The sequence below is a fragment of the Vibrio sp. 1CM24A genome (genome assembly GCF_023161725.1).
GTDB lineage: Bacteria > Pseudomonadota > Gammaproteobacteria > Enterobacterales > Vibrionaceae > Vibrio > Vibrio coralliirubri.
Genome location: NZ_JALNTS010000002.1, coordinates 425,764 through 449,050, shown reverse-complemented (window position 1 = coordinate 449,050; position 23,287 = coordinate 425,764). Strand labels below are relative to the sequence as shown.

Here is a 23,287-nt window from a genome sequence, read left to right as displayed (position 1 = left end):
AATAGCGATAACCCAAATACCTATAACGCAAATAGCGATAATTTAAACAGCCGAGCTCTAAATAACGAAAAGTAGAACTACGAAGCTTTAGCAATCTTTGGCTTTGGGTCGGCTTCTACTTCTTCCTCGCTACTTTCTGAGAAGATATCAGCAACAGCGCTTCTCTCTAGTTCACCTTTTAGATTACCGTCTTCATCAACAACTGGAAGAGAGTAGTCACAAGACATAGTATCTGGTAGCACTTCTTCAATCACCGCATCAGGTAAGATGGCAGGGACTTCTTCGTATATCTCATCACTAAAGTCATGTACCGATGAATCTTCAACAGCGTCTTGTAGGCTCTCTTGTGTGACTAGGCCTTGATAGCCGTCATCCGTTACGTGATAAGCGTAATCGTTTTTAAGCATCTTCATTTGTGCCAGAGCACCTTCAATCGTTTCTGATGTGATTCGATAAAGAGGAGGTTGCATAACGGTTTCAACGGTCAATGCACGAGCGCGGTTTACGTCTTTCACGAACGCTTCCACGTAATCATCGGCTGGATTTAGCAGAATCTCATGTGGTGTGCCTTGTTGTACTAACTCGCCGTCTTTCAAAATTGCGATTCTATCGCCTAGGCGGAGTGCTTCGTCCAGATCATGAGTAATGAAAACAATCGTCTTATGAAGCTTCTCTTGAAGTTCAATAAGCTGGTCTTGCATTTCACTTCGAATCAAAGGGTCGAGTGCCGAAAAGGCTTCATCCATTAACAAGATTTCAGCGTTAGTACACAGAGCGCGAGAAAGGCCAACACGTTGTTGCTGACCACCTGAAAGTTGCGCTGGGTATTGCTTGCCATAACCTTTTAAGCCCACCGTTTCTAACCATTCGTTGGCTTTCGCTAAACGGTCTTCTTTTTTGATGCCTTGTACTTCCAACCCGTACGCAACGTTTTCTACCACTGTGCGATGAGGCATTAAGCCAAAGCGTTGGAATACCATCGACATTTTATGACGACGGAACTCTTCTAGCTGTTTAGTGTTGAGGCTCATCACATCAATGCCTTCAACCATGATTTTACCCTGAGTCGGGTCAATCAAACGGTTGAAGTGGCGAATCAGCGTCGATTTACCCGAGCCAGAAAGCCCCATGATAACGAAGATTTCACCACGGTTAATCTCAAGGTTGATCTCTTTCAAACCAACGGTATGACCCGTATCCGCAAGAATCTGATCTTTGTGTTCGCCGTTTTGAACTCGGTTCATAACAGACATTGGTTTCGGTCCAAACACCTTGTACAGACCACTAATTTCAATCAATGGTTTAGTCATGCTTGAATCCTCCTAAATGCGCATTAGTTCTTCTTGCGTACGCTTGTGAAGCGCGGTCAAAAAGGATTGCGAGGGCAACGATGGCGAAACCATTCATCAAGCCTAATGTGAAGTACTGGTTAGTAATCGATTTAAGAACCGGTTGTCCTAGGCCTTTCACGCCAATCATGGATGCGATAACAACCATAGACAGTGCCATCATGATGGTTTGGTTGATACCCGCCATAATCGTTGGCATTGCTAGAGGAAGTTGAACACCCCACAAGCGCTGCTTTTTGCTCGCACCAAAAGCGGTAGCGGCTTCAAGGACTTCTTTGTCGACTAGGCGTATGCCTAGGTTAGTTAGACGAATTACAGGCGGAATCGCGTAGATAACAACGGCGATTAGCCCTGGAATCTTACCGATGCCGAGTAGCATTACCACTGGAATCAAGTAAACGAATGCAGGCATGGTTTGCATGATATCGAGCATCGGCGTAACGATAGATTGCGCTCGATTTGAACGAGCCATCGCAATGCCAATCGGAATGCCTAAGAATATTGAAACCAAGGTACATACAGTAATGATACTGAGCGTCCGCATGGTGTCTTCCCACATTCCAAAGTAACCAATGAGAAGTAGAGAAACAACACAGCCTAAAGCCAGTTTCCAAGAACGGCTTGCTGCGTAGACAAGGCTGGTACACACGGCAAGGACAATAATCCAAGGTGTTGAGATAAGAAGTTTTTCAAACCAAACAAGGAATGAAAGAAGAGGGTCAAAGAGAGATTCAATCATTTCGCCGTATTCACGGGAAAATTCACGGTATGCGCCATCTAGCGTCTTTTTTATGGTTCGTAAATCACCGCGTTCCATCTCTGGAAAGCTTGATAACCAATTGCTGTCAGCCATTTTATATCCTTATAGTTCGGAGCCACTTGTCCATGCGATAAGAAAATCGCTAATGAAAAGGGCTCCGAATCATGAATAACATCAAGTATAGCGACGTTATTTCTGTTTTATTGTTGAAGCGTAATTACTTGTTATTAAATCAGCCTCTTACAGCTCTGCTTCAACTTTCTTAGCCACTTCTTCAGAAACCCATGGGTGCCATACTTCTGGGAATTCACTTAAGAAATGCAGACTCGCTTCTTCGCCATCAGCTTGGTTGTCTTCCATCCAAGCAAGTAGCGAGTTCATTTTGTCGTTTGTGAAACCACGTTTAGTAAAGTAGTCGTATGCTTCAGGAGCACGTGACGCAAAACTTTCAGTGGTAATCGTGTGGACAGGTGAAGGCGGGTACATGGTTGCTTTTGGCGATTCACAATCTTCTTTGGTGGTACAGTTAAGGAACTCTTCCTCATTAACGCCACTGCCAAAGTCGACTTTAACCATGTCGTATTTACCTAGCACAGCGGTTGGTGCCCAGTAGTAACCAAACCAAGCTTCTTCACGTTCATAAGCTTTTGCGATAGAGCCAGATAAGCCGGCACTCGAGCCTGGATCAACAATCGTGAAACCACTGTTTTCTAGCTCAAGAGCGTTAAACAAGTTTCCGGCGCTGATCTGACAGTTCCAGCCTGCAGGGCAGCTGTAGAATGCAGATGTATCTGGGTCTTCAGGGTGTTTGAATAAGCTAGCGTTCTTGCGTACGCCTTCGATGGTTGCCATTTCAGGGTATTGTTTAACTAGGTAAGCCGGAACCCAAAAGCCTTCTTCACCGCCGTTCACAAGTGCTTTACCTGCGTAGCGAAGACGTTTTTCTTCAACACCTTTATCTAATGCGTCTTTTAAGCTGTTGCTCCAAAGTTCAGGTGCAACATCAGGCTGGCCTTTTTCGATCATCGACGTGCCTGTTGGCATAGTGTCGCCAGGGATAAGTTCAGCATCACACCCATAACCATGTTCAAGAATGAATTGGTCGATATTGGCGATCAGTGTTGCAGAGTTCCAGTTCATATCTGCGATTGTTACGCTGCCACATTCTCCAGCGTTAGCATTACCGCTGGCTGCTGCTACTAACAAAAATACGGAGCTTAACTTGTATTTCATATTGAGTTTCCTTTCTCTTTAATAATACAACTAAGGTAACCAAGGTAAATTGATTATCTAAATTGCTCGATGGTGATCCTTTCCGTGTATTTGAACCATTTGAGCAGAAGGAGGGATGGGTGAAGTTTGAATAGATAAACGTGCAAAGTCAGTGAAGTGTGATTTGCCAATTCATCCACTGTGTTTCAACAGCCATCGGATAACTTTGTCAAACTATTACAAATTCGTCAAAAACCACCTCTATTTATAATCTTAGGGAATAATCGTACGAATTCCATCTTTGATTCGATTTACATGGCACTTTAACCGTCTGTGTCACATTACCGCTAAAGTTAGGCGTGGGGCTGTTGATTTTTGAAGGGATTTAAAGGTGGCAAGACCATGATTGATGTGTGTGAAATGCGTTGAATGGTTTTTAAAATCTTATTTTTAACAATAATTTCGCCAAAAACACCCAATTTGGTTTTGATTTATTAAGAGCTGTCGGGGGCTTGAAGTCTAATACGATTGGCGGCTGTCATGGTTTAATAACAGCCAGAAAGTAGCAAAAGAAAGTTACATCGGAAGGTTCAAAAATTCATTTTGATACAGCTTGTTTGCCAAGCTATCGCGAAGCTTAACGGGGATGAATTTCATTCGATTGATTTGTCTGACCAACTCTTGTGCAAAGCTGGGTTTTTGTTTCATGTTCATCACGCAACCCATTAGGTTGATGCTTTGTGCATCAAGCAGCTTTTTCGCTTGTTCTAGGTGGTGAGTCGACGTTTCACCATAGGCGACAACCATCAGTGTACTGTCACAAGCGCTCGCGACAGACTGCGCCGGAATATTGCCTTTGTTTATGTTGAGAAGCGGTGAGGTATCAATGATGACTCTGTCGTATTTCTCTAACCATTTGTTGACTACTTTTTGTAACGTTGTCGGATCTTTATAAGCCAATTGCGTTGAAGCAACTTGTGGAGCAGGGACACCGATAAACGTACGCTGAGATTCAACGTGTTCTATTAATTGGCCTTGCTGATTGTCTTCTAGCATATTCAAATCTTTGAAAGCAGGGTTGAACAAGTTGAGATCAACATAAAGCGTTGAATGGCCGGCGAGAAGAAAACGCTCAGCTAATGCGGTTGCAATAGATGTTACCCCGTCACCTGAATGGCAGGCGGTCACGCATATTGATTTTTGGCCGTTAAGTTCAGAAGCTAAATACAGTTGCTCGACTTCGGCATGGGTCGCTGAGATAGTCATTATAAAGCTCCTATTAATACGATGGTGGTCGTAATACGCAGTATGTCATCAAGTCCGACACGTGCTTTTTCAATAAAGCTTTCGCGACGGTCTGGAATGTAAATCGTGTCACCAGCGCGTAGCACCGGCAGGTTGTAAATGTTCGCCGTTTTACTGAACTCTACAAGGTCAAAAGTACGGGCCTGACCTTGGCAGCAAGACATATTTACGATGGTAATTTTCTCTACGTAAGCATTGTCGGTAGGGCCTGCTGCTTCTGCCAGAATATCTAGAATGGTCATGTTGTCGTTGAACACATAACGGCCTGGGTTGTTAATCGCACCAAGCACACGAACGGTTTCTTCTTTCGGTGTATCTAGCCAGTTTTTGCCTTTCTCTGGGATGTAAATCGTGTCGCCAGTGGTTACGTTTGGCAGTAACGATTCGTCACCGGTTTCGAAGTACAGTGATAAGTTAAGTTTGCTTACTTGCGAATAGGTTTTGTCACGATGCGTTACTCGAACGTTGTGGATGTCAGCATCCTTTGTTGGACCGTCAGCCGCAGACAAGATATCAAGGAAGTGCATGTCTTTGGTGAAGCGGTAACGACCGGGCGCATTCACTTGTCCAAAGATGTAGATCGAAGCATCAGAGCTTTGACGAACCCATTGTGATTTATTGTCGGAAGGATCTTGTGGCAAGTCGTGAACACGCACGATAGAACCCGCGCGAATTTGAGGCATTTGGTCACGTGGCGCGCCATTTCGAATGAAATCATCAAGGTTAAATACAACCAACTTTCTACCAGTCACGACTTCAATTTTCGATGTGTCAGCGCGTAGTGTAGGGCCGCCGACGTGTGCCAGTAATCCCATGAAGTTCATTTCGTCTGACCATTCAATACGACCAGGTCGATTTACCTCACCAATCACGTTAACTGCTCGGTCTGGCGTGATTTTCAACCAAGACTTCTCGTTCATGTCGGTTTTCTCAGGAACGAAAATCGCGTCACCAGCTTTGATGCTAGGAGGGTTAGAGTTAGGTAAGCCTTCAGTGTAAGCCGCTAAATCGAATTTAAGCACTCTGCCATCTGCTTTGATGACACGGATTTGTCGCGACTCTGCAAATCGAGTTGGCCCGCCCGCATTAGCCAAGATATCCATAAAGGTCGCGCCTCTTTTACCTTCAAAAGCACCAGGGGCTGCGACTTCACCCATCACGTAAACCATGTTCGCGCCAGATTTTATCTCTTCTTCTTGCTTAGGAACGAAAATGGTCGCACCAGGGCGTAAAATCGGAAGCAGACTTTCGTCACCAGAATCTAAATAACGTTTCAGGTTGAATAGCGTTGGGGTGTTGTTCGAAATCACTCGGATTTGCTCAACACTGGCATAGCGAGTTACGCCGCCCGAGCGCATAAGTACGTCGACAAGGTCGGTGTTTTCTTTGTAAGTGAACGAACCCGGTGCGTTTACCTCACCAAACACTTTGATGGAATTACGAGAGTCAGCACTGTCACCGGAGTTAGCAAGCTTTGCTGCGTCAAACTCTTGTTCGATGTTACCGACTAATGGAGAAGCCGGAACGAACAATGAATCCAGTGATTGCAGAGTAGGTAATGTTGACTCGTCTCCTGAATCAAGGAATCGTTTGTAGTTAAACTCTTTCTTATCTGCGCCTCGCTTTAGAATAAGCTTATCCAGTTGCGCGCCCGGGCGTAAACCACCCGCAGCGTAGAGTGCCATTTGGATGCTAGAACCTAGTGCGAGCGTGTATTCGCCAGGCTGTTCTACATAACCTTGCACGTAGATGATGATTTGCTGCTCTTTTACATACACTGAAGCGTTCGAAAGATCTTTATAAGCGGTTGCCAGCGACTCTAGAACCACTTTGTTAAGCTGCTCACTGTCGTAACCTGCAACAAACACAGCGCCAACCTCAGGAAGGGTAATACGGCCACGCTTATCCACTTGGAACCCCGTGTTTAAGGTACTTTCACCGGGTACGTTAACTTGGATAAGGTCACCGACTTGAACTGCGTCTGAAAACTCATCGTTAGCATTGACGACATTCGCAAAGCATAACCATAGGATGATGATAAAAGCGATCAAGGACTTCATAGTCCACCTCCCATTTTCTCGGCATTCTTAGGCGAGATAACTTCGATACTTACTCGGCGGTTCGTTAAACGTGTACCGTCGGATTCACCTTCAAAAAGAGGGACGGTTTCGCCAACAGAGACGGCTTTGATTCGTTGAGCGCCTAGGCCAAATATAGTCAGGTAGCGTTCGACTTGTTTCGCTCGTCCAAGTGCTAACTTATCGTTGTATTCTTCGGTACCTGTCGCATCAGCATGGCCGGTAACAACAAGGTCTAGAGATTTGTGTTCTTTCAGTAGGCTGGTTGCTTCCGCAAGTCTTCCCATGTACTTCGGGTTTACTTCAATCGAATCTTCCGCGAATTGGTTATCAACATTAAGCAGGTCATACAACTGTTCGATAACTGACAGTTGCATTCTAAATTGGGTTTCATTTTTTGGTGGCTCACAGCGGGCTTGAGAGGTTACGTAATCCAGTTGAACTTCAAGTTCATTTAGGCGTTTTCTTTGAATCACTAAGTCGTTGGCTGCATCCAGTAGTAGACCGCCTTGAAGTTCACGAGCAATACGATTTTGCTTTTCGATCGCTTGGACAACAGCAGCGGGGAAGCACCAACGAGCGCCTTCTTGGATCAAGGCGTCAAGGTGCAATTTAGCAAGCTGCCAATCAAAGCGTAATCCATGTTCTGGACCAAGTGGCTCGTCTGGCATGACAGGAGAGAAGTCTGAGTTTTGATAGTTGATAGAATCATAACTTTCCGCCAAACCCCCTGTGCCTTGTTCAGGATAGCTAGTACAGCCACCCAGAACGAGAGCATACAGAGAAAGGGCTATGTAGTTTTTCAGTATTTTCATGCCAACGTCCTATGTTTCTAATTTTTATTATTATTTTTTGTTACTTCTAGCTTAGTGGATCTTCATGAATTTGTAGGATTTTTTGAATTTACCGGGATAGCGTGGCCAATACGTAGTAGGTTCATAATTTCAAGAGGCTGACCAGTCACATTTTCAAGTCGCATGTTGCGTTCGCGCTCAGTCAGGCGTTTGAACATATAAACAATCGCGCCAACACCAGATGAATCTAAAAACTCAACTTGGCTAAAATCAACTTCGATTTCAGGGTGGCCATCGTTAGAAATCACATCATCGATGTCTGTTTGTGCGTCACGACTGCCTGCTGCATCCAAATCACCGAAGATAGAAAGCGTCAGTGTCGTTGTATTCAAATCAATCTTACGTAGTTCCATAGCGATATCTCCTTTAAGTATGTATTGACAAGTGCACTGAATGTGCCAACTTTTATGTTGTTATTTTTCAATGAGTTATATTTAGTGAAAATTCCCATCTCATATTGAGAAAAGGCGTTTCTCAATATGAGAACTAAAAACGGCGGAACATATGAGAGCTACAAGCCATTAACTCAATGAATCAATGCAAAGGTTAGATAAGGTTGGTGAGTGGATCGCATCTTCTGGCAAAGATTGTCTAACTGCGTGTTAGAGCGCTTAGGATTAAAGACATTTGTTGACCACTACAGATATTCATACGGAGCAGATGATGAGATTAACCAAACTGGCTTTAGCCACTCTATGGGCGTGTTCGCTTTCATCTCATTCATCCTATTTGCCTCCTGACCATTTGGTGCTTGCAAACTCCTACCAGCAAGGCATAGATGTTTCTGAATACTGGAAGAGTGAAAAACTTGATGGGATTCGGGCTTTATGGGATGGACAGCACCTTTATACACGCAATGGCAATCGCATTTACTCACCTAAGTGGTTTACTGAAAACTTGCCTAAGGTCCATCTCGAAGGAGAGTTGTGGGCAGGAAGAGGCAAGTTCCATCTCGTTCAATCTACCGTTCTCGACCATACGCCGAGTGACACTGCATGGCGGCAAATCGATTTCATGCTGTTTGATATGCCCGGCGCCGCAGGAGATTATCAAAAGCGCTATTACAACATTTTGCATTGGGTAAGCGTGATTGGAGAATCTCATGTCGGCTACATAGAACATGTACCAATTCACAGTGAAGAGGCTTTATTTCATCAACTTGATAATGTCGATGAGCGTAATGGCGAAGGTTTGATGCTTAGAAAGATCACCAGTCGTTATCAAGCAGGCCGAAGTAATGATTTGTTAAAGCTTAAAAGGCACCACGATGCCGAAGCCACGGTTATTGGCTATAAGGGTGGGACAGGGAAGTATAAAGGGATGATGGGTTCAATTTTGGTTCACACAGAAGAGGGTGTGGAATTTTATATCGGCAGCGGATTCAGTGACCAAATGAGACTCGCACCGCCAGAGATCGGCAGCCGTATTACCTTTCGCTACAATGGTTTTACTCAAAACGGAAAACCCAAGTTTGCGCGCTTTGTTCGAGAGAAGAGTGAATATTAAGGCAGATACGATCTACCTGACCATTAAACGAAAAGAGCCCTGAAAATCAGAGCTCTTTTTGTATTCGAAATCAGATAGACCGACTCAGTGAGTGCGAATCTAGCGCGAACTAAACTCTAGCTGTACGTCGTCGTCCTGCTTGTGCATCCAGTGTAGACGCATACCCAGCATAATCGCTGCTGACGTTAGACCGACGATGAAACCAATCCAGAAGCCGTGCGCACCCATAGGTTCAACAATCCAATCTTTCATACCCAAGATGTAGCCGATAGGAAGGCCAAGCAACCAGTAAGCCACAAAGGTGATGTTGAAGATTGAACGCATGTCTTTGTAGCCACGTAGAGCACCTGCAGCGATAACTTGGATGGCATCAGTGCATTGATAAACCGCCGCGAACAACAGCAACTGCATTGCAACGGTAATTACCGCAGTGTTCTCTGTGTAAAGTAATGCAACCTGCTCTCTAAACAGAACCGTTAACGCCGCTGTCATTAAGGCTGTAACTAAACCAACAATGATACCCACGTGTGTCGCGATCTTAGCGCCTTCGGTGTTGTTTTCGCCCAACTTATGCCCAACACGAATACTCACGGCTGCACCGATACTCATTGGAATCATGAAGACTAGCGAAGAGAAGTTGATCGCGACTTGGTGCGCGGCAACAATCAATGAACCTAATGGTGCAACTAACAGAGAAACCACCGCAAACAGAGTTACCTCGAAGAAGATAGCGGCCGCTACTGGGAAACCAAGTCTAAACAGACGGATTTGAGCTTTAAGTTGAGGCTTGTGGAACGTACCGAAGATGTTGATTTTCGCCAAACGTTTTGATGTTAAAACGTAAGCGAACAGCAGTGCAAACATCACCCAATATACGATAGCTGTTGCAACGCCACAGCCAACACCACCCAGAGCAGGAGCACCAAGTTTTCCGTATACGAACATCCAGTTAAGCGGGATGTTTAATAGCAAGCCAATAAAACCAATCACCATTGCAGGCTTAGTTAAAGACATTCCATCCGTAAAGCTTCGCAATGTTTGGAACAACAAAAACGCAGGTACAGCAAACATCACCGCATTCATATAACCGATGGTCTTTTCTGCCATGAGTTGTTCAATGTCCATCCACTCCAATATCAATTGTGTCTGGAACAGTACGCCAATGATAGGAAGAGAGATAACGAGCGCTAAAAACGCACCTTGTTGAATCTCAAATGGAATTTTGACTTGTCGACCAGAACCATTCAGCTGTGCAACGACAGGAACCAACGCCATCAATAGACCGACACCAAATAAGATTGATGGTAGCCAGATACTTGCTGCAATCGAAACCGCCGCCATATCGATTGCACTTACGCCACCGGCCATTACGGTATCAACAAAACCCATTCCAGTTTGTGCAACAGATGCGATCAATACTGGGGTCGCAAGTTTGATTAGATTCGAGGATTCTTCTTTGTAACGATGCACAAACAACTCCAAATAAGAGGGAAAATTAGAATAATAGTGTAGGAAAGGACATTCTGAAGGAATCAGAGACAATGATCTTAAGCTTCCACTGGACGAATCATAAAGAAATGTCACAATAACTGCTATGAAAAACTGTTTTTAGGGCGTATTGATCTTTCGAGCTGATTTTTGCAGCGAGTTGCTGGGTATTTATGCAAGGCAGAGGCATCGATGTGTAGCTAGCCTACATGAGAAGCCGATAACGTAGTAAAAATGACCAGCAAACGCTGCCCGAAGGGTTCGGCTAAAAGCGTTTTACTCTTTGTTGAGGGGGATTTGCTTAGGATGCTAGGCTACTTCCCCCTCGCCGCGATTAAAACGCTTTTATCTCGAACAAAATTTAACCGCGAAAGGTCAACACGCCCTAGAATGCTAAATAGGAATCTTATGTTTACAGGTATCGTTCAAGGCATGGCAACACTGGTTGCTATAAACAAAAAAGAGTTGTTTCAAACTCATACCATTGAGTTAAGTGACGAAATGGTTGAGGGGTTAGCAATTGGCGCTTCAGTAGCTCATAACGGTTGTTGCTTAACGGTAACGGAAATTTCTGGCAACCAGATTGCTTTTGATTTAATGCAAGCAACATTGCGATTGACGAACTTAGGTCAGCTGAATGTTGGTGACAAAGTGAATGTTGAGCGTGCAGCAAAGTTTGGTGACGAAATTGGTGGGCATAGCATGTCTGGCCACATTACTCTGATGGCTAACCTCGTTGATGTAATTAAGACAGAAAACAACCGCACGCTTTGGTTTGAACTGCCTCAAGAATCAATGAAGTATGTGTTGAGTAAGGGTTACATCGGCGTTGATGGTTGTTCATTGACGATTGGCGAAGTGGAAGAGAACCGTTTCTCTGTTCACCTGATCCCAGAAACGCTGAATCGTACTCTGTTTGGCGGCCGTGAGGTAGGCGACCTAGTGAACATTGAGTTCGATCCTCAAACACAAGCGATTGTTGATACTGTTGAACGCGTACTAGCAAACCAAAAATAGTAGTAGCGGTTTATCAACAGCACTTGCTTAAAAATCGCTGACTAAGCAAACGTCGAAGACATTAAAAAAGAGCACATTAAGTGCTCTTTTTCTATTTGTGTGTATTTGTATTTTTCTAGGCTAGCCTCAAAATCGAAGGTAGCGCTAAATCGAGGTGTAGATCCAACTCGACAAGAGGCTAGGCGTTAGAAGACTTGTTCGTCGTCTGCATCAATCGAGAGATTAATCCTGTCTCTTACTTCATCTACCTGCATGTCGAGGTGAATGGCATTGCAACATGCTGGGCAATCGTCATAAAAATCTTGGCTCCCATTAGAAGCATCAAGCGTTATGCTGATGGCATGCCCACAGTGGGGGCAGGAGACATGTTTCTCTGTGTATTTATGCATCGCGAATTCTCCTCACTGTAACTTGTTCCAATCGTGTTCGGTTTATAGATCGCTGTAGCTTGTATAGATCGTAGTAGCTTTATAGGTCGACTTAGCTCGCTGTGATTGGTATTAAACGGCCTGTATCTTCTGAATGCATGCTTCAGTTTGTGCTAAATATTCGCCGCCAAATTGATTGCAGTGGTTAAGAAGATGGTACAAGTTGTAAATGTCTTTCCGATCAGTATAGCCAACGTCGAGTGGATTGACGCTCTGGTAACCTTCATAAAACTCTTTTGGAAACCCTTCAAACAATTCCGTTAATGCCAAATCGCATTCGTGATCACCCCAGTAACAAGCCGGGTCGTAACAGATTGGCCCAAAGGCTGAATTTGCTACATTGCCATTCCAAAGATCCCCATGAAGCAAAGAAGGGCGAGGGTTGTGGCCAGCAAGACGCATATTCACAACATCAACTATGTCATCAATATCACCGAACTCGATGCCTTTCTCTTTTAGCAGTTGCAGCTGGAAACCAATGCGTTGCTCGGAGAAAAAGCGACCCCATTTCTTATGCCAAGGGTTGGGTTGAAGTGTGCTGCCGATATAGTTGTCTTGGTCGCAACCAAACTCTTTTTGCTCGCCCCATTGATGAAGCTGCGCAAGCTGAACGCCGAAATCGAAGCTATTGTTGCCCGTCTCGAGCGGTTTGGTCGGCAAGTAATTGAGAATAATGAACGAGCACTCTTTGGTTTTGCCAATAAGCACCAACTCAGGAACGTAAACGGTGGAGGTTTCTCTTAACAAGCGTAAGTTCTCAGCTTCAATTTCAAACTTAGGTAAAAATTCTCGCTGATTCACTTTCACAAAGTAACGTTCATTACCATCGCTGATCATATAGCAATCGTTAATGTCGCCACCAGAAACCTTGGTACGTTCAGTAATCTGAAAGTTAAATAGAAGAGTATCTGAAAGTTGTTGAGAAATGGCCTGCCACATAGGAAATCCTCAAAGACTGAAAGTTAAAAAGATTGAAGGTTAGAAATACTGTTTGTTTAATAGCAATAGTTTAGGATAAATCTGAACAATTTATAGACGCACTCGTCAATGTTCTTAGCTCTTCTTCATCTTACGTAGAATCAATTGGCCGAACTGTGAACTCGAACTGATTCAAGCTCTTTGAAATACAAACATAAATTGAAAACCTGACGTGATGAAATAGTTTGGAACTGGTCTCACAATCGAAACGGTTTTGAATGCCACAAACTGGAAAAGTGGTTTGAGCTTGTTATTGTCTACCAACCAATTTAAATGAGCTTTTAGAGTAAGTTGAAAGGGCTATTGTTAACTGGCGCAATACTTTGCTTCAAAGTTTGTCTTACACTTTGTTAGGCGTGAATTTACTTATGGCTCAAGTAGGCAGGTATACCACTTAACCCTATATCGATTTAAATTTAGGCTGAAATACTAACTAGGATCATTTTAATGCGGTTTTGGGCAATAAAGTGATGACAAATAGCTTCATTTACATAGTATTAGGCAAGTACGTATTAATCTGCTCTAGAGCTTAAAACGGAGAATTATTGTGGTTGTAGAAACCGATGGCTATTTGGCTTTAATCGAGCACCTATCATTCAACCTTGATGTGTTTACCAATAGTAATGGTGATACTGGAAACGAAAGTGTCGAAGACATTGTTACCGACATGATTTCAACGAACATCATGGCTATTTTCGAGCAAAACCCAGAGTTGCATTCGAGCGTTCGTTTTCAACTTTTGAAAGAAGCAGATGCCGTAGTAGCGGATCTTGGTGAAGTATTAGCGGGTGTGTGGGCTAAGAAAGCGACCAACGAACAGATCGTATTCCTAGACGAGTACATCGCGTTAGTGAAAAACCTGTTTGATACGGCTGTCGCTAAATACGACTAACTATTCTCGTATCAATCTAAAAGACTAAAGGGCGTTTAAGCCGTAACATTTGATGTTATGTCGTTCAGCGGTGAATCTCTTGAACCGCTATAAACGCCTAAAGTGCCAAAACTTGGATGCCCAGTATGGGTTATCTAACCTAGAAATAATGACACCTTTCGATGTCGAAGCATGTAGAAATTGATTGTTTCCTAAGTAAACGCCTACATGTCGCACCGTCATCGAAGTCTTGAAAAACACCAAGTCACCGCTTGTTGCTTCCCCATACGCAATTTCTTTTCCCTTTTTACTCTGGTCTTTTGTGGTTCTTGGTAGGGCTTGTTGAGTCGCATTTTGGACGGCTATCTGTACAAAAGCAGAGCAATCTATACCTCTAAATGAGGTCCCACCGAAATGGTATGGCACGCCTTTCCACTGTTCATACACGCTCATATAAGCGTTTGTAGTCAATTGTTCTGACTTTGATAGGGGTCTCTGTGCGGTTTGACTAAGCTGAGAAGGCGAAGGTGACGAGCTACAAGCAGCCAATGTTGCTAAAGTTATTGTAACTACAGCCATTTTTCTGATTTTCATATGTAACTCTTCTGACAAAAAACTGAAATAAAAACGTCATCAAGGACTTCTAGTATACGACCTAACTTAAGGATATCTCTTTTCGTAGTCAAACTGGATTTCACATGCCCGACACAAATTTATCAATAAAACCCTCACGTTATACATTCTCGCTCATTCAAACCGTCACTGCTGTATTTATTTCCATTCTTTTACTTGTTAGTTTTTTATCAATGGTTAGCATTCGGGGCGTTGAACGTGTCGGGGGACATTTTGATGCACTCTCGGAACAAGCATTACCCCTTGCTCTAAATAACGCCGAATTAACGCAAAGCGTATTAGAACAAGTAAAACTTCTCACTTACAGCACCCAATCAATCGACTTAGATACACTGAATGCCACAAGAGGCTCAATTGACCAACTCGCGACAGAGAGCAATACCACGCTAGAGGAACTCCTTTTTATCTCCCAATCTTTTCCTGATGCAATCTCTTTAGAGCAACAACAAAACCTTGTCGATGACATGGCGCAACTGCAAACCATGACCAACACGGTACTGCTGGCGCAGATCGAAATTCAAAGTAAGCAAAATCTGATCGACAGTAAAATGGGCGAGTTCCGTTATGGCGTTGGGTCTATCGGACCAGAAATGAATAGAATCAGCTCATTCTTGGTTGAAGACAACCCAGAAGCGAGCGATGCAGCTAACCGATTTACATCCAGTGCGTCTGCTATGGCGAACACTTTCTTGATGTTGATGATGCAACCTGACATTGATAAAGCACAAGACGAATACCGTCAATTGAGAAACCGAATCGCAGGCCTTAACTTGGCTTATAGCGATTTTGCCGATTGGCATCCAGACATCGTTGAGTTCGCGAGCTTGACGGCGCCTTACGAGATGGTGAAAGAAGGCTTTACCGAAGAAGGCGTGATCAAACAAATCCTCTTGAAACTCGAACTGGTTCAGCAGCAAGAGCAGAACTTAACGCAAGTCATCACCTTAGCGAATACCGTCATCAGCACATTGAATCAGTTGTCTTCTACCGCTTCCCACCTGATTGATGAAAGTGAACTGATTGTAAATCAAACCATCACCAATATTGATCGTGTGTTGTTTATCAGCGGGCTAGTGATTGCCGTAATCATTGTGATTTCATGGTTCGTGCTACGCCGTTGGATGAATAAAGGGCTTAAAAACATTACTCAACAATTGAGTTCACTGGCAGATCATGACTTCTCCAAACAGAGTGAATTGCTTGGGCCGCTAGAGCTGCAAGTTATCACTTCAAAACTCAATACGGTCGTTGATTCCACCGCGGACTCAGTTCGTTTAGTAACGCGCAACTGTGAGACGCTTTATCAAACGGCTGAAGTAAGCCATGACGCTGCAGAGCAAACTAATTCGAGCTTGAACGAACAGAACGAATCACTTCAGAATATGATCACCACCATTACTGAACTAGAAGCATCGATTGGTGAGATAGCTCGTATCTCTAACGCATCGAACGACGATGCACAAATAGCAGAAGATGAGTCAGTGAATGGCAGCCAAGTGGTTGGCCTTAACCAACAACGATTACAAGCGCTTGAGCAGTCTCTTAGCATGAGTGAAGAGTCGATGGCTGACTTGGATGGTCGAGTTAAGCAGATTCGTGAAATGGTCGACATGATCAGTGGTATCGCTGAAAACACCAACTTGTTGGCATTGAACGCTGCGATAGAAGCGGCGCGAGCAGGTGAACAAGGTCGAGGTTTTGCGGTAGTTGCAGACGAAGTGCGTAAATTGGCGAGCGGCACATCCCAGCAAACCACCAATATTCGTAGCATGATGAACGAATTAGTCGCGGCAGCCGATCGCTCACGTGCTTCTGTAACGGAATCGAGAAGTGAGATGGCAAATGCACTGCAAACCAGTGGCGACGTAAGACAAGCCTTCGAGAAAATCGAATTCGCGGTGAGCCAAATCAAAGGGCGTGTTGAGCAAATCATGGTGGCTACCGAAGAACAAGCTCGTGCGACTGTCGATGTAACCCATTCAATCACTCGCGTGTCTGAGCAGGGCGAGAATACTAAGCTGCAACTTGAATCTATGATCGAGAGTTCAGAGCAAGTCGGAGAGATAGCAGGGCACCAACAAGCTATGCTTCATAAGTACGTTTTAAAGTAAACGAGCGTGCTGAAATAACGAGCGTGCTGAGTTAAGCCAAACCGCACAAGAGTTGAAGCACTAGCTGCTCTTATAATTCTATCGATACAGAAACGCCCTTAAATTCTCACAAGAATCTAAGGGCGTTTTGTTTTCGGATTAAGCTAAGGTTGGTCTCAATATAAGCTTGAGACTCAACCGAATTCGAACCTAATCTTTCGTTGTCGGGAATCGTGCAAATGGTTGACGCAACATTAAATCTAGCCGTTGCTCTTTACCATCTTGAATCTCGGGAACACCAATAAGCACCTTATCATGGCCAAGCTTGGGTTGGGCGCGGTAAGTCTTAAACCAGATGTCCCACACAGATAAAAAGAAACCAAAGTTTGAATGGGTTTCTTTCACAATGACCGAGTGATGAACGCGGTGCATGTCTGGTGTCACAATCACTTTTCTTAATAGCTTATCGAACCATAGCGGAAGACGTGCATTGCTATGGTTAAACATCGCGCTGGCATTAAGAACAATTTCAAAGATCACGACAGCAATGACAGGCACACCAAGTGCGATCACCAAACTCACCTTGATGAGCATTGAAAGAATCATCTCAATAGGGTGAAAGCGCGTTCCAGTTGTGACATCAATATCGAGGTCTGCATGGTGAACTCGATGTAGCTTCCACAACCAAGGAACACGGTGAAACACCAAGTGCTGTAGGTAAATGGCACAATCCAAGAGCAATACACAGATCAGAACGGTCAGTTCTTTCGGAAGTGACACGGTATTGAACAAACCCCATTGGTTTTCTTGTGCGATAACCGCCGCTTGGAAGGCTGCGATAGGAATTAGAGTGGCCAATAGAAAGCTGTTCAAAGCAACCAGCGCAAAGTTGTTTCCCCAGCGAAACCATTTGCTTTGAGTGAGCGTTTTACGTGGGAAACGGTATTCCCAAAGCGCACACAATCCAAAAACGACAATAAAACAAACAAGGCGAAGCAGTGATGGGTCTTGCATGGGAATTCCTTCTATCATTCTAGGGACACTGTAAGTACAATCGTGCCACTTTTCTAGATTTATCGTTATTGTCCATGAGAATCCACGCTTTTCACCGTTTATATCAACACCGTTTGTCTCTTTCTACCAAGCCGTTTAACGCGCGCGGGTGTAAAGTGGTTCGATGTGAGTTCTGTAAAATCAAACAAGACAGCTGTATCTGTGAACATCAACCAGACGTAAATACGAACGTCGCGACCATGTTGATCTTATCGGACAATGAAATACTTAAGCCAAGTAATACCGGCCGTTTAATCCTTGATACCGTTAAAGACAGCTATGCCTACCTTTGGCACCGCACTGAACCGAATCAAGAGATGCTTGATGTGCTGAAAGACGATAAATATCAGCCAGTCGTGGTCTTTCCTGAAGATTATACCGATGACAAATCGCGCGTGGTTACTGACCTTGGTGAGATGCGAGATTCGAACAAGACGTTGCTGCTGATCTTTATTGATGGCAGTTGGCGTGAAGCGCGACGTATCTTCCGTCGTTCAGAGTATCTGCAAGACTTACCCGTGTTGTCGATTGAACCAGAATCGGTTTCCCAATATATGATGCGTAAGTCAGACAACGAACAACATCTTTCGACTGCAGAAGTAGCGAGCTTGGTTTTGAAACAGGCTGGTGAAGAGCAGGGCGCTCAGACTTTACAGCTTTGGTTTGAGACATTTCGCGAAAGCTACATGCTAAGTAAGACGCGTTATAAGTCCGATCCAACCAAACCAAGCCTGAACGCTTTCATAGAGCACACTAAAAATGAGACGTCACTCTAACCTTTAACCGCTTTGTGCTGACTTGTTGTTCAAACAGATTCGAACACGAGATAAGTTTGTTATCTATCACGGTTTGTAGGGGGAGTGTTATGGATAATGCTTCCTAGATGTTTAATTTGAAAAATTTATTTGCCCGAATTTAGGGAAAAATTGGAGAGATTTCATGTATTACGGCTTCGATGTTGGCGGCACAAAAATTGAATTTGGTGCGTTCAATGAAAAACTTGAGCGAGTAGCAACAGAACGCGTACCAACGCCTACTGAAGATTATCAACTGCTACTTGATACGATTGCCGGTTTGGTGAAGAAGTACGACAGTGAATTTTCTTGCGAAGGTAAAATTGGTCTTGGTCTTCCTGGTATGGAAGATGCTGACGACGGCACAATGCTGGTTGTTAACGTGCCAGCTTCAACGGGGAAACCACTACGTAAAGACCTAGAAGCGCTTATTGGTCGTAGTGTAAAAATTGAAAATGATGCGAACTGTTTTGCGCTTTCAGAAGCGTGGGATGACGAACTTAAAGACGAACCATCAGTAGCAGGCCTAATTCTAGGTACTGGGTTTGGTGGCGGTTTAGTTTACGAAGGTAAAGTGTTCTCTGGTCGTAACCACGTTGCAGGTGAGCTAGGCCACATGCGTCTTCCTATTGATGCTTGGTTCCACCTTGGCGATAACGCACCGCTACTAGGTTGTGGTTGTGGCAAGAAAGGTTGTCTAGACAGCTACCTATCAGGTCGTGGCTTTGAGCTGATTTATGAACACTACTTCGGTGAGAAAAAGAAAGCGATTGAGATCATTCAAGCGTACAACGAAGGTGAAGCAAAAGCGGCTGAGCACGTTGATCGTTTCATGGAGCTATTGGCTATCTGTTTCGCGAACCTGTTTACCGGTCTTGACCCTCACGTAGTTGCATTGGGCGGCGGTCTTTCAAACTTCGAACTTATCTACGAAGAGATGCCAAAGCGTATCCCTAAATACCTACTGTCTGTAGCGAAATGTCCAAAGATCATCAAAGCGAAGCACGGTGATTCAGGCGGCGTTCGTGGTGCTGCATTCCTTAACATTAAGTAATCGTGACTTAAGTTAAGCTAGCTAAGGTTAGATAGTTAAAAAGTACAAATAAAAATGCCGCAATCTCGAAAGAGGTTGCGGCATTTTTTATTGTTCGGTGTTTTCGTTTCTTTAGCTGTTAGCTACAAACGAAAAGCTAGAAACGGCATATTAAGAAAAGAGCCAAGAGGGCTTACTTCTTCTTTTTACCAACACCAAGATTGTCTTTTTGCTTCAACGTAAGCTTAGTAAAGCCAAGCTTGCGGAAGTAGTTGTCTTGGTAGTTGCGAACCGCTTTAGTATCAGAAATCAACTCAAGCTGTTGCTCAGTTTTTAGATACTCAGAGATGTCGATGCCTTCAGCTGCAGCAACAGCTTCTTGGATCGTGCGGTGTTCTTGTTTTGAAAACAGTAACTCTTTGTCTTCGTCTTTGTAAGTGTACAGAATGGTACGAGCCATGGTGCTCTCCAATAGAATTATTACTTTGCGCGCACTCTACATAAAAACCGTACGTGGCTCAAGGTAATGGTAAGAAATCTTAAGATTATCGTTCTAAACGTTTAGCGTAATTTAAGCTATTTGTCTTTTAGGAAACGAATAGATTGTTTTTCACGAAACGAAAAGAACAAAAAGCCCCTAACATCAAAAAATCTATATAGGGGCTTCGTTTGTGTTTTGGCGAAGATCTTCCAAATCAATTAAAAAGCTTCTAAGTCAATTTAGGTGTTTGTTTTGAGTTAAACGCGACCTTGCAGAGGAATGATCGTCACTGTCTCGCCAACTTTCACGGTATCAACCGCAGGTGAGATCTCGATTAAGCAGTTCGCTTCGCTCATTGAACGCAGAATACCTGAACCTTGCTTGCCCGTTGTTTTCACTTCAAGCACGCCGGATTCATTCATCGAGAACACACCACGGCTGAACTCAGTACGGCCTTGGCGTGAGCGCAGTTGTTCCGTCGCGACAGCATTTGCTTTCACTGGCGTCCAGTTCGTTTGACCTTGAAGCTTGCGGATCGCAGGCTCAACAAAGTTAATAAACGACACCATCACGGCTACTGGGTTGCCAGGTAAACCGAAGAAAGGTTTATCTTCAATTTTGCCGTAAGCAAGAGGGCGGCCTGGACGCATGTTGATACGCCAGAAGTTAATCTCACCCAACTTATCTAACGCGAGTTTGATGTAGTCAGCATCACCAACAGACACGCCACCTGAAGTCAGAACCATGTCGGTCTCTAATGACGCAGCATGAAGTACATCCATCATCTTTTGTTCGTCATCTTCGATAATGCCGTAGTCAACGATGTCGCAACCTAGTTTTTGAAGCATACCGATAATAGTAAAACGGTTCGAGTCATAGATAGAGTTCGGCTTCTGCTCACTGCCCGGGGCTTGAACTTCATCACCCGTAGAGAACACACCGACTTTAATTTTACGTAAAACAGGGCAGTCGCCAAAACCCAGTGACGCCATCATGCCCATTTCTGGTGCTTCGATGCGTGTGCCACGAGTAAAGACAGGTTGGCCGATTTCTAAATCTTCACCTGCCATACGGACATTTTGTCCAACCGAGATTTTAGCGTCTGGGAAGCTAACTTTATCGCCATCTTGGACGGCTTGTTCGCGCATCACGACAACATCAACACCTTCAGGCATTGGTGCGCCGGTCATGATCTTAACGGCTTCACCTTGTTGAACAGTATGCTCGTAGCTGTGACCTGCCATAACTTCAGCAACCAGTTGGTAACTATCCAATTCTAGATCTTCACTACGAATCGCATAACCGTCCATTGCAGAGTTGGTATTCTGAGGAACGTTGATTGGTGAAATCACATCTTCAGCCAGCACGCGGCCGTAGCCTTGCAGTAATTCAACACACTCTGTGAGATCAAGCGCGTCAATGCTATCAACAATCTTTTGCTGACCTTGAGTAACGGTTAAACCTGCAGGAGAGAACGAATCACAACATACTGCGGGCGCTGTGTCTTTTGAAGATGAGCATGACACGGCTTTGCCTGCTGTTGAGGAAAGGTCAAAGGACTGTGCGTAATCGATGATGAAATCACGAATCGCTTCTAAGTCGCTGATCGCCATTTGTGGCAGATCTGATTCAACTTGGCTGTCTGCCGCGATAGCAATAATGTTGTTATCGTTTGGATACAACCAAGGTTTGCCCACTTCATCTCGGTGCAGTTCAATTTTAGGGAAAGCGATGTTCTTACAACCTTCAACCAAAATCAGATCAAGCGTGTTGGTATCAAAACGAGTCAGCAGGTAATCAAAATCTGCTTCGGCTTCTGGTGTTTCTGTCATCATCACGTGACGATTACGAGAAGCAATCAACATTTGGTTTGCGCCCGCTTTACGCAGGCGGTAACTGTCTTTACCCGGCTTATCGACATCAAAATCGTGGTGAGCATGTTTTAACACGCCAACTTTTAAACCCGCGTCAGTCAACAGAGGAAGTAGGGCTTCAAGTACGGTCGTTTTGCCTGTACCGCTATAAGCAGCAAAGCCCAATAAAGGAAGGTTAGGGTGTTGTTTAGAATCTTTCATTATTGAAGCGTTCCGAATTGGGTGAGTTCTTCTGGCGTGTTGAGATTAACAAAGCAGTTAGGAGAATCGCTGAAATCAACGTATTCGGTAACACACTCTTTGTATAGCAAGATGATTTTACGATCACCACGTTCCAAAAACGCTTCTAACTTTGGCAGAACACGTTTGTGGAATAGGGTGAATACAGGTTGCTTAAATTCGCCATCATGCGCGACAAGAATGTCGCTGTCTTCTTTAACTGCAGAACAAAAACGCTCAACAAGGTCGTCACTGATTTGCGGACTGTCGCAAGGGACAAAACCAACCCAGTCGGTGCTCGCGTTTTTAAGGCCAGCATGAATGCCGCCCAATGGACCTGGGTAGTCAGGGAAAGAATCGGAAACAACCGGAGCAAATGCTTGGTAACTGTCTAAGTTACGATTGGCATTGATAGTGATGCTGACATCTTGCTGTGCCAGCTTGTTTATAACGTATTGAATAAGCGGAGAACCGTTGAGCTCAACGAGTCCTTTATCTTTTCCGCCCATACGACTGGCCTGTCCGCCAGCCAAAATAACCCAACTAGTTTGCGTTGGAAGCAGCATAAATATTCTCTTGTGCTTTATCTTTCTGAATAACTTGCAGAAGCGGGGATTCGGTCAAAGTATTGTCTTTGATCCACCACTGCTTCTTACATAAATCGGTTAACGCGTTAGTTTGGTGACTGGTGATGACTAAACTCGCGCCTCTCTGAAGAAGATCTTCGGCCATAATCACCAATCTTTCAATAGATTCTTTGTCTAAAGAAGCACTTGGTTCATCCATAAGCAAGATTGAAGGCTTAAGAATCCAAGCTCGAGCCATTGCTACGCGTTGACGCTCACCGCCGGATAACACAGAAATGTGCTCATCTGCCAAGGTTTCTAAACCTACCATTCTCAATGCATTAATTATTTGAGCTCGCTTATCTTTTTGGCTCTCTTTGTTAAAGCGAATGCCATAAGCGACATTTTGGTACACCGAGCCATCAAAAAGGTAAGGGGTTTGATGCAGGTAGATGATGTCTTTGAACTTGAGTCGAGGGAATAATTTTTGCTGCCAGCTCTGTGTTGGAGACTGAATACGGCCAGAGCTCGGCTGAATTAATCCAGACAAGATTTTAAGTAGGGTCGTTTTACCAACACCATTGTCTCCTTTGAGATAAATGGCATCGTTGGGGCCGATCGACAATTCGGGAATGTGGAACAAAACACGCTCTTTGTAGCGCATTGAAATTTGCTGCGTTGTTATTTTTATACTCATG

22 protein-coding genes are annotated in these 23,287 nt (G+C 44.2%); 6 read left to right on the top strand and 16 right to left on the bottom strand.

Annotated elements, in window-relative coordinates; genetic code table 11:
• Window positions 1–77 precede the first annotated feature (77 nt).
• From MSG38_RS05840 to MSG38_RS05810, 7 genes are all read right to left on the bottom strand, one after another.
• Window positions 78–1,310 (bottom strand): glycine betaine/L-proline ABC transporter ATP-binding protein, encoded by a 1,233-nt coding sequence (locus tag MSG38_RS05840; RefSeq protein WP_048615892.1) that lies wholly within the window; start codon window positions 1,308–1,310, stop codon window positions 78–80.
• The gene (locus MSG38_RS05835) at window positions 1,303–2,202 is read right to left on the bottom strand and encodes a proline/glycine betaine ABC transporter permease (RefSeq protein WP_019823103.1); all 900 of its coding nucleotides are present in this window, start codon (window positions 2,200–2,202) and stop codon (window positions 1,303–1,305) included. The genes MSG38_RS05840 and MSG38_RS05835 overlap by 8 nt, the downstream gene beginning before the upstream one ends.
• A 147-nt stretch (window positions 2,203–2,349) precedes the next feature.
• Window positions 2,350–3,342 carry an ABC transporter substrate-binding protein gene (locus tag MSG38_RS05830; RefSeq protein WP_017063893.1) on the bottom strand — a complete coding sequence of 331 codons (993 nt, stop codon included), beginning with the start codon at window positions 3,340–3,342 and terminating at the stop codon, window positions 2,350–2,352.
• Window positions 3,343–3,897: 555 nt separating this feature from the next.
• Window positions 3,898–4,587 (bottom strand): tyrosine-protein kinase family protein, encoded by a 690-nt coding sequence (locus tag MSG38_RS05825; protein WP_048612053.1) that lies wholly within the window; start codon window positions 4,585–4,587, stop codon window positions 3,898–3,900.
• Complete coding sequence (locus MSG38_RS05820; RefSeq protein WP_248401250.1) at window positions 4,587–6,686, bottom strand: SLBB domain-containing protein; 2,100 nt, start codon at window positions 6,684–6,686, stop codon at window positions 4,587–4,589. The genes MSG38_RS05825 and MSG38_RS05820 overlap by 1 nt, the downstream gene beginning before the upstream one ends.
• Window positions 6,683–7,519 carry an OmpA family protein gene (locus tag MSG38_RS05815; protein ID WP_048612055.1) on the bottom strand — a complete coding sequence of 279 codons (837 nt, stop codon included), beginning with the start codon at window positions 7,517–7,519 and terminating at the stop codon, window positions 6,683–6,685. Before MSG38_RS05815 ends, MSG38_RS05820 begins: the two co-directional genes overlap by 4 nt.
• Before the next feature lie 62 nt (window positions 7,520–7,581).
• Window positions 7,582–7,911 carry an STAS domain-containing protein gene (locus MSG38_RS05810; RefSeq protein ID WP_004733793.1) on the bottom strand — a complete coding sequence of 110 codons (330 nt, stop codon included), beginning with the start codon at window positions 7,909–7,911 and terminating at the stop codon, window positions 7,582–7,584.
• A gap of 310 nt (window positions 7,912–8,221) precedes the next feature.
• Here MSG38_RS05810 and MSG38_RS05805 point away from each other — a divergent pair, with 310 nt between their 5' ends.
• Window positions 8,222–9,064 carry a DNA ligase gene (locus MSG38_RS05805; RefSeq protein WP_048611046.1) on the top strand — a complete coding sequence of 281 codons (843 nt, stop codon included), beginning with the start codon at window positions 8,222–8,224 and terminating at the stop codon, window positions 9,062–9,064.
• A 99-nt stretch (window positions 9,065–9,163) separates the two neighbouring features.
• On the opposite strand, the gene MSG38_RS05800 is transcribed toward MSG38_RS05805, so the two are convergent.
• Window positions 9,164–10,534: an MATE family efflux transporter gene (locus tag MSG38_RS05800; protein WP_048611045.1), complete on the bottom strand. Its 1,371-nt coding sequence runs from the start codon at window positions 10,532–10,534 to the stop codon at window positions 9,164–9,166.
• Window positions 10,535–10,960: 426 nt separating this feature from the next.
• Between MSG38_RS05800 and MSG38_RS05795 the strand changes: the two genes are divergently transcribed.
• Window positions 10,961–11,569 (top strand): riboflavin synthase, encoded by a 609-nt coding sequence (locus MSG38_RS05795; RefSeq protein ID WP_050649924.1) that lies wholly within the window; start codon window positions 10,961–10,963, stop codon window positions 11,567–11,569.
• A gap of 185 nt (window positions 11,570–11,754) precedes the next feature.
• On the opposite strand, the gene MSG38_RS05790 is transcribed toward MSG38_RS05795, so the two are convergent.
• Both MSG38_RS05790 and MSG38_RS05785 read right to left on the bottom strand, forming a co-directional pair.
• Window positions 11,755–11,958, bottom strand: coding sequence for a CPXCG motif-containing cysteine-rich protein (locus MSG38_RS05790; RefSeq protein ID WP_004733789.1), 204 nt, complete (start codon window positions 11,956–11,958; stop codon window positions 11,755–11,757).
• A gap of 111 nt (window positions 11,959–12,069) precedes the next feature.
• On the bottom strand, window positions 12,070–12,936 hold the full coding sequence (locus tag MSG38_RS05785) for a fructosamine kinase family protein (RefSeq protein ID WP_019823083.1): 867 nt from the start codon (window positions 12,934–12,936) through the stop codon (window positions 12,070–12,072).
• 586 nt (window positions 12,937–13,522) lie between these two features.
• Here MSG38_RS05785 and MSG38_RS05780 point away from each other — a divergent pair.
• Entirely contained in the window at window positions 13,523–13,867 is a 345-nt protein-coding gene (locus MSG38_RS05780; protein WP_010440912.1) for a DUF3802 family protein, read from the top strand.
• Window positions 13,868–13,954: 87 nt separating this feature from the next.
• Here MSG38_RS05780 and MSG38_RS05775 read toward each other — a convergent pair whose 3' ends face one another.
• Window positions 13,955–14,440 (bottom strand): NlpC/P60 family protein, encoded by a 486-nt coding sequence (locus MSG38_RS05775; protein WP_050649923.1) that lies wholly within the window; start codon window positions 14,438–14,440, stop codon window positions 13,955–13,957.
• A 104-nt stretch (window positions 14,441–14,544) separates the two neighbouring features.
• On the opposite strand from MSG38_RS05775, the gene MSG38_RS05770 reads away from it, so the two are divergent.
• Window positions 14,545–16,590 (top strand): methyl-accepting chemotaxis protein, encoded by a 2,046-nt coding sequence (locus MSG38_RS05770; RefSeq protein ID WP_248401249.1) that lies wholly within the window; start codon window positions 14,545–14,547, stop codon window positions 16,588–16,590.
• A 189-nt stretch (window positions 16,591–16,779) separates the two neighbouring features.
• Here MSG38_RS05770 and MSG38_RS05765 read toward each other — a convergent pair whose 3' ends face one another.
• The gene (locus MSG38_RS05765) at window positions 16,780–17,583 is read right to left on the bottom strand and encodes a sterol desaturase family protein (RefSeq protein ID WP_248401248.1); all 804 of its coding nucleotides are present in this window, start codon (window positions 17,581–17,583) and stop codon (window positions 16,780–16,782) included.
• A 68-nt stretch (window positions 17,584–17,651) separates the two neighbouring features.
• Between MSG38_RS05765 and MSG38_RS05760 the strand changes: the two genes are divergently transcribed.
• Together MSG38_RS05760 and nagK are read left to right on the top strand one after the other, a co-directional pair.
• The gene (locus tag MSG38_RS05760) at window positions 17,652–18,398 is read left to right on the top strand and encodes a tRNA-uridine aminocarboxypropyltransferase (protein ID WP_084703188.1); all 747 of its coding nucleotides are present in this window, start codon (window positions 17,652–17,654) and stop codon (window positions 18,396–18,398) included.
• A 163-nt stretch (window positions 18,399–18,561) separates the two neighbouring features.
• Window positions 18,562–19,470 (top strand): N-acetylglucosamine kinase, encoded by a 909-nt coding sequence (gene nagK, locus MSG38_RS05755; RefSeq protein ID WP_017068179.1) that lies wholly within the window; start codon window positions 18,562–18,564, stop codon window positions 19,468–19,470.
• A gap of 172 nt (window positions 19,471–19,642) precedes the next feature.
• Here the strand turns inward: nagK and MSG38_RS05750 are convergent, their stop codons facing one another.
• From MSG38_RS05750 to MSG38_RS05735, 4 genes are all read right to left on the bottom strand, one after another.
• Window positions 19,643–19,909: a DUF2960 family protein gene (locus tag MSG38_RS05750; protein ID WP_017063882.1), complete on the bottom strand. Its 267-nt coding sequence runs from the start codon at window positions 19,907–19,909 to the stop codon at window positions 19,643–19,645.
• Window positions 19,910–20,187: 278 nt separating this feature from the next.
• Entirely contained in the window at window positions 20,188–22,005 is a 1,818-nt protein-coding gene (locus tag MSG38_RS05745; protein ID WP_248401247.1) for a bifunctional molybdopterin-guanine dinucleotide biosynthesis adaptor protein MobB/molybdopterin molybdotransferase MoeA, read from the bottom strand.
• Complete coding sequence (gene mobA, locus MSG38_RS05740) at window positions 22,005–22,589, bottom strand: molybdenum cofactor guanylyltransferase MobA (RefSeq protein ID WP_052878427.1); 585 nt, start codon at window positions 22,587–22,589, stop codon at window positions 22,005–22,007. The genes MSG38_RS05745 and mobA overlap by 1 nt, the downstream gene beginning before the upstream one ends.
• Window positions 22,567–23,286 (bottom strand): energy-coupling factor ABC transporter ATP-binding protein, encoded by a 720-nt coding sequence (locus MSG38_RS05735; RefSeq protein ID WP_048611022.1) that lies wholly within the window; start codon window positions 23,284–23,286, stop codon window positions 22,567–22,569. Before MSG38_RS05735 ends, mobA begins: the two co-directional genes overlap by 23 nt.
• Window position 23,287: the final 1 nt, after the last annotated feature.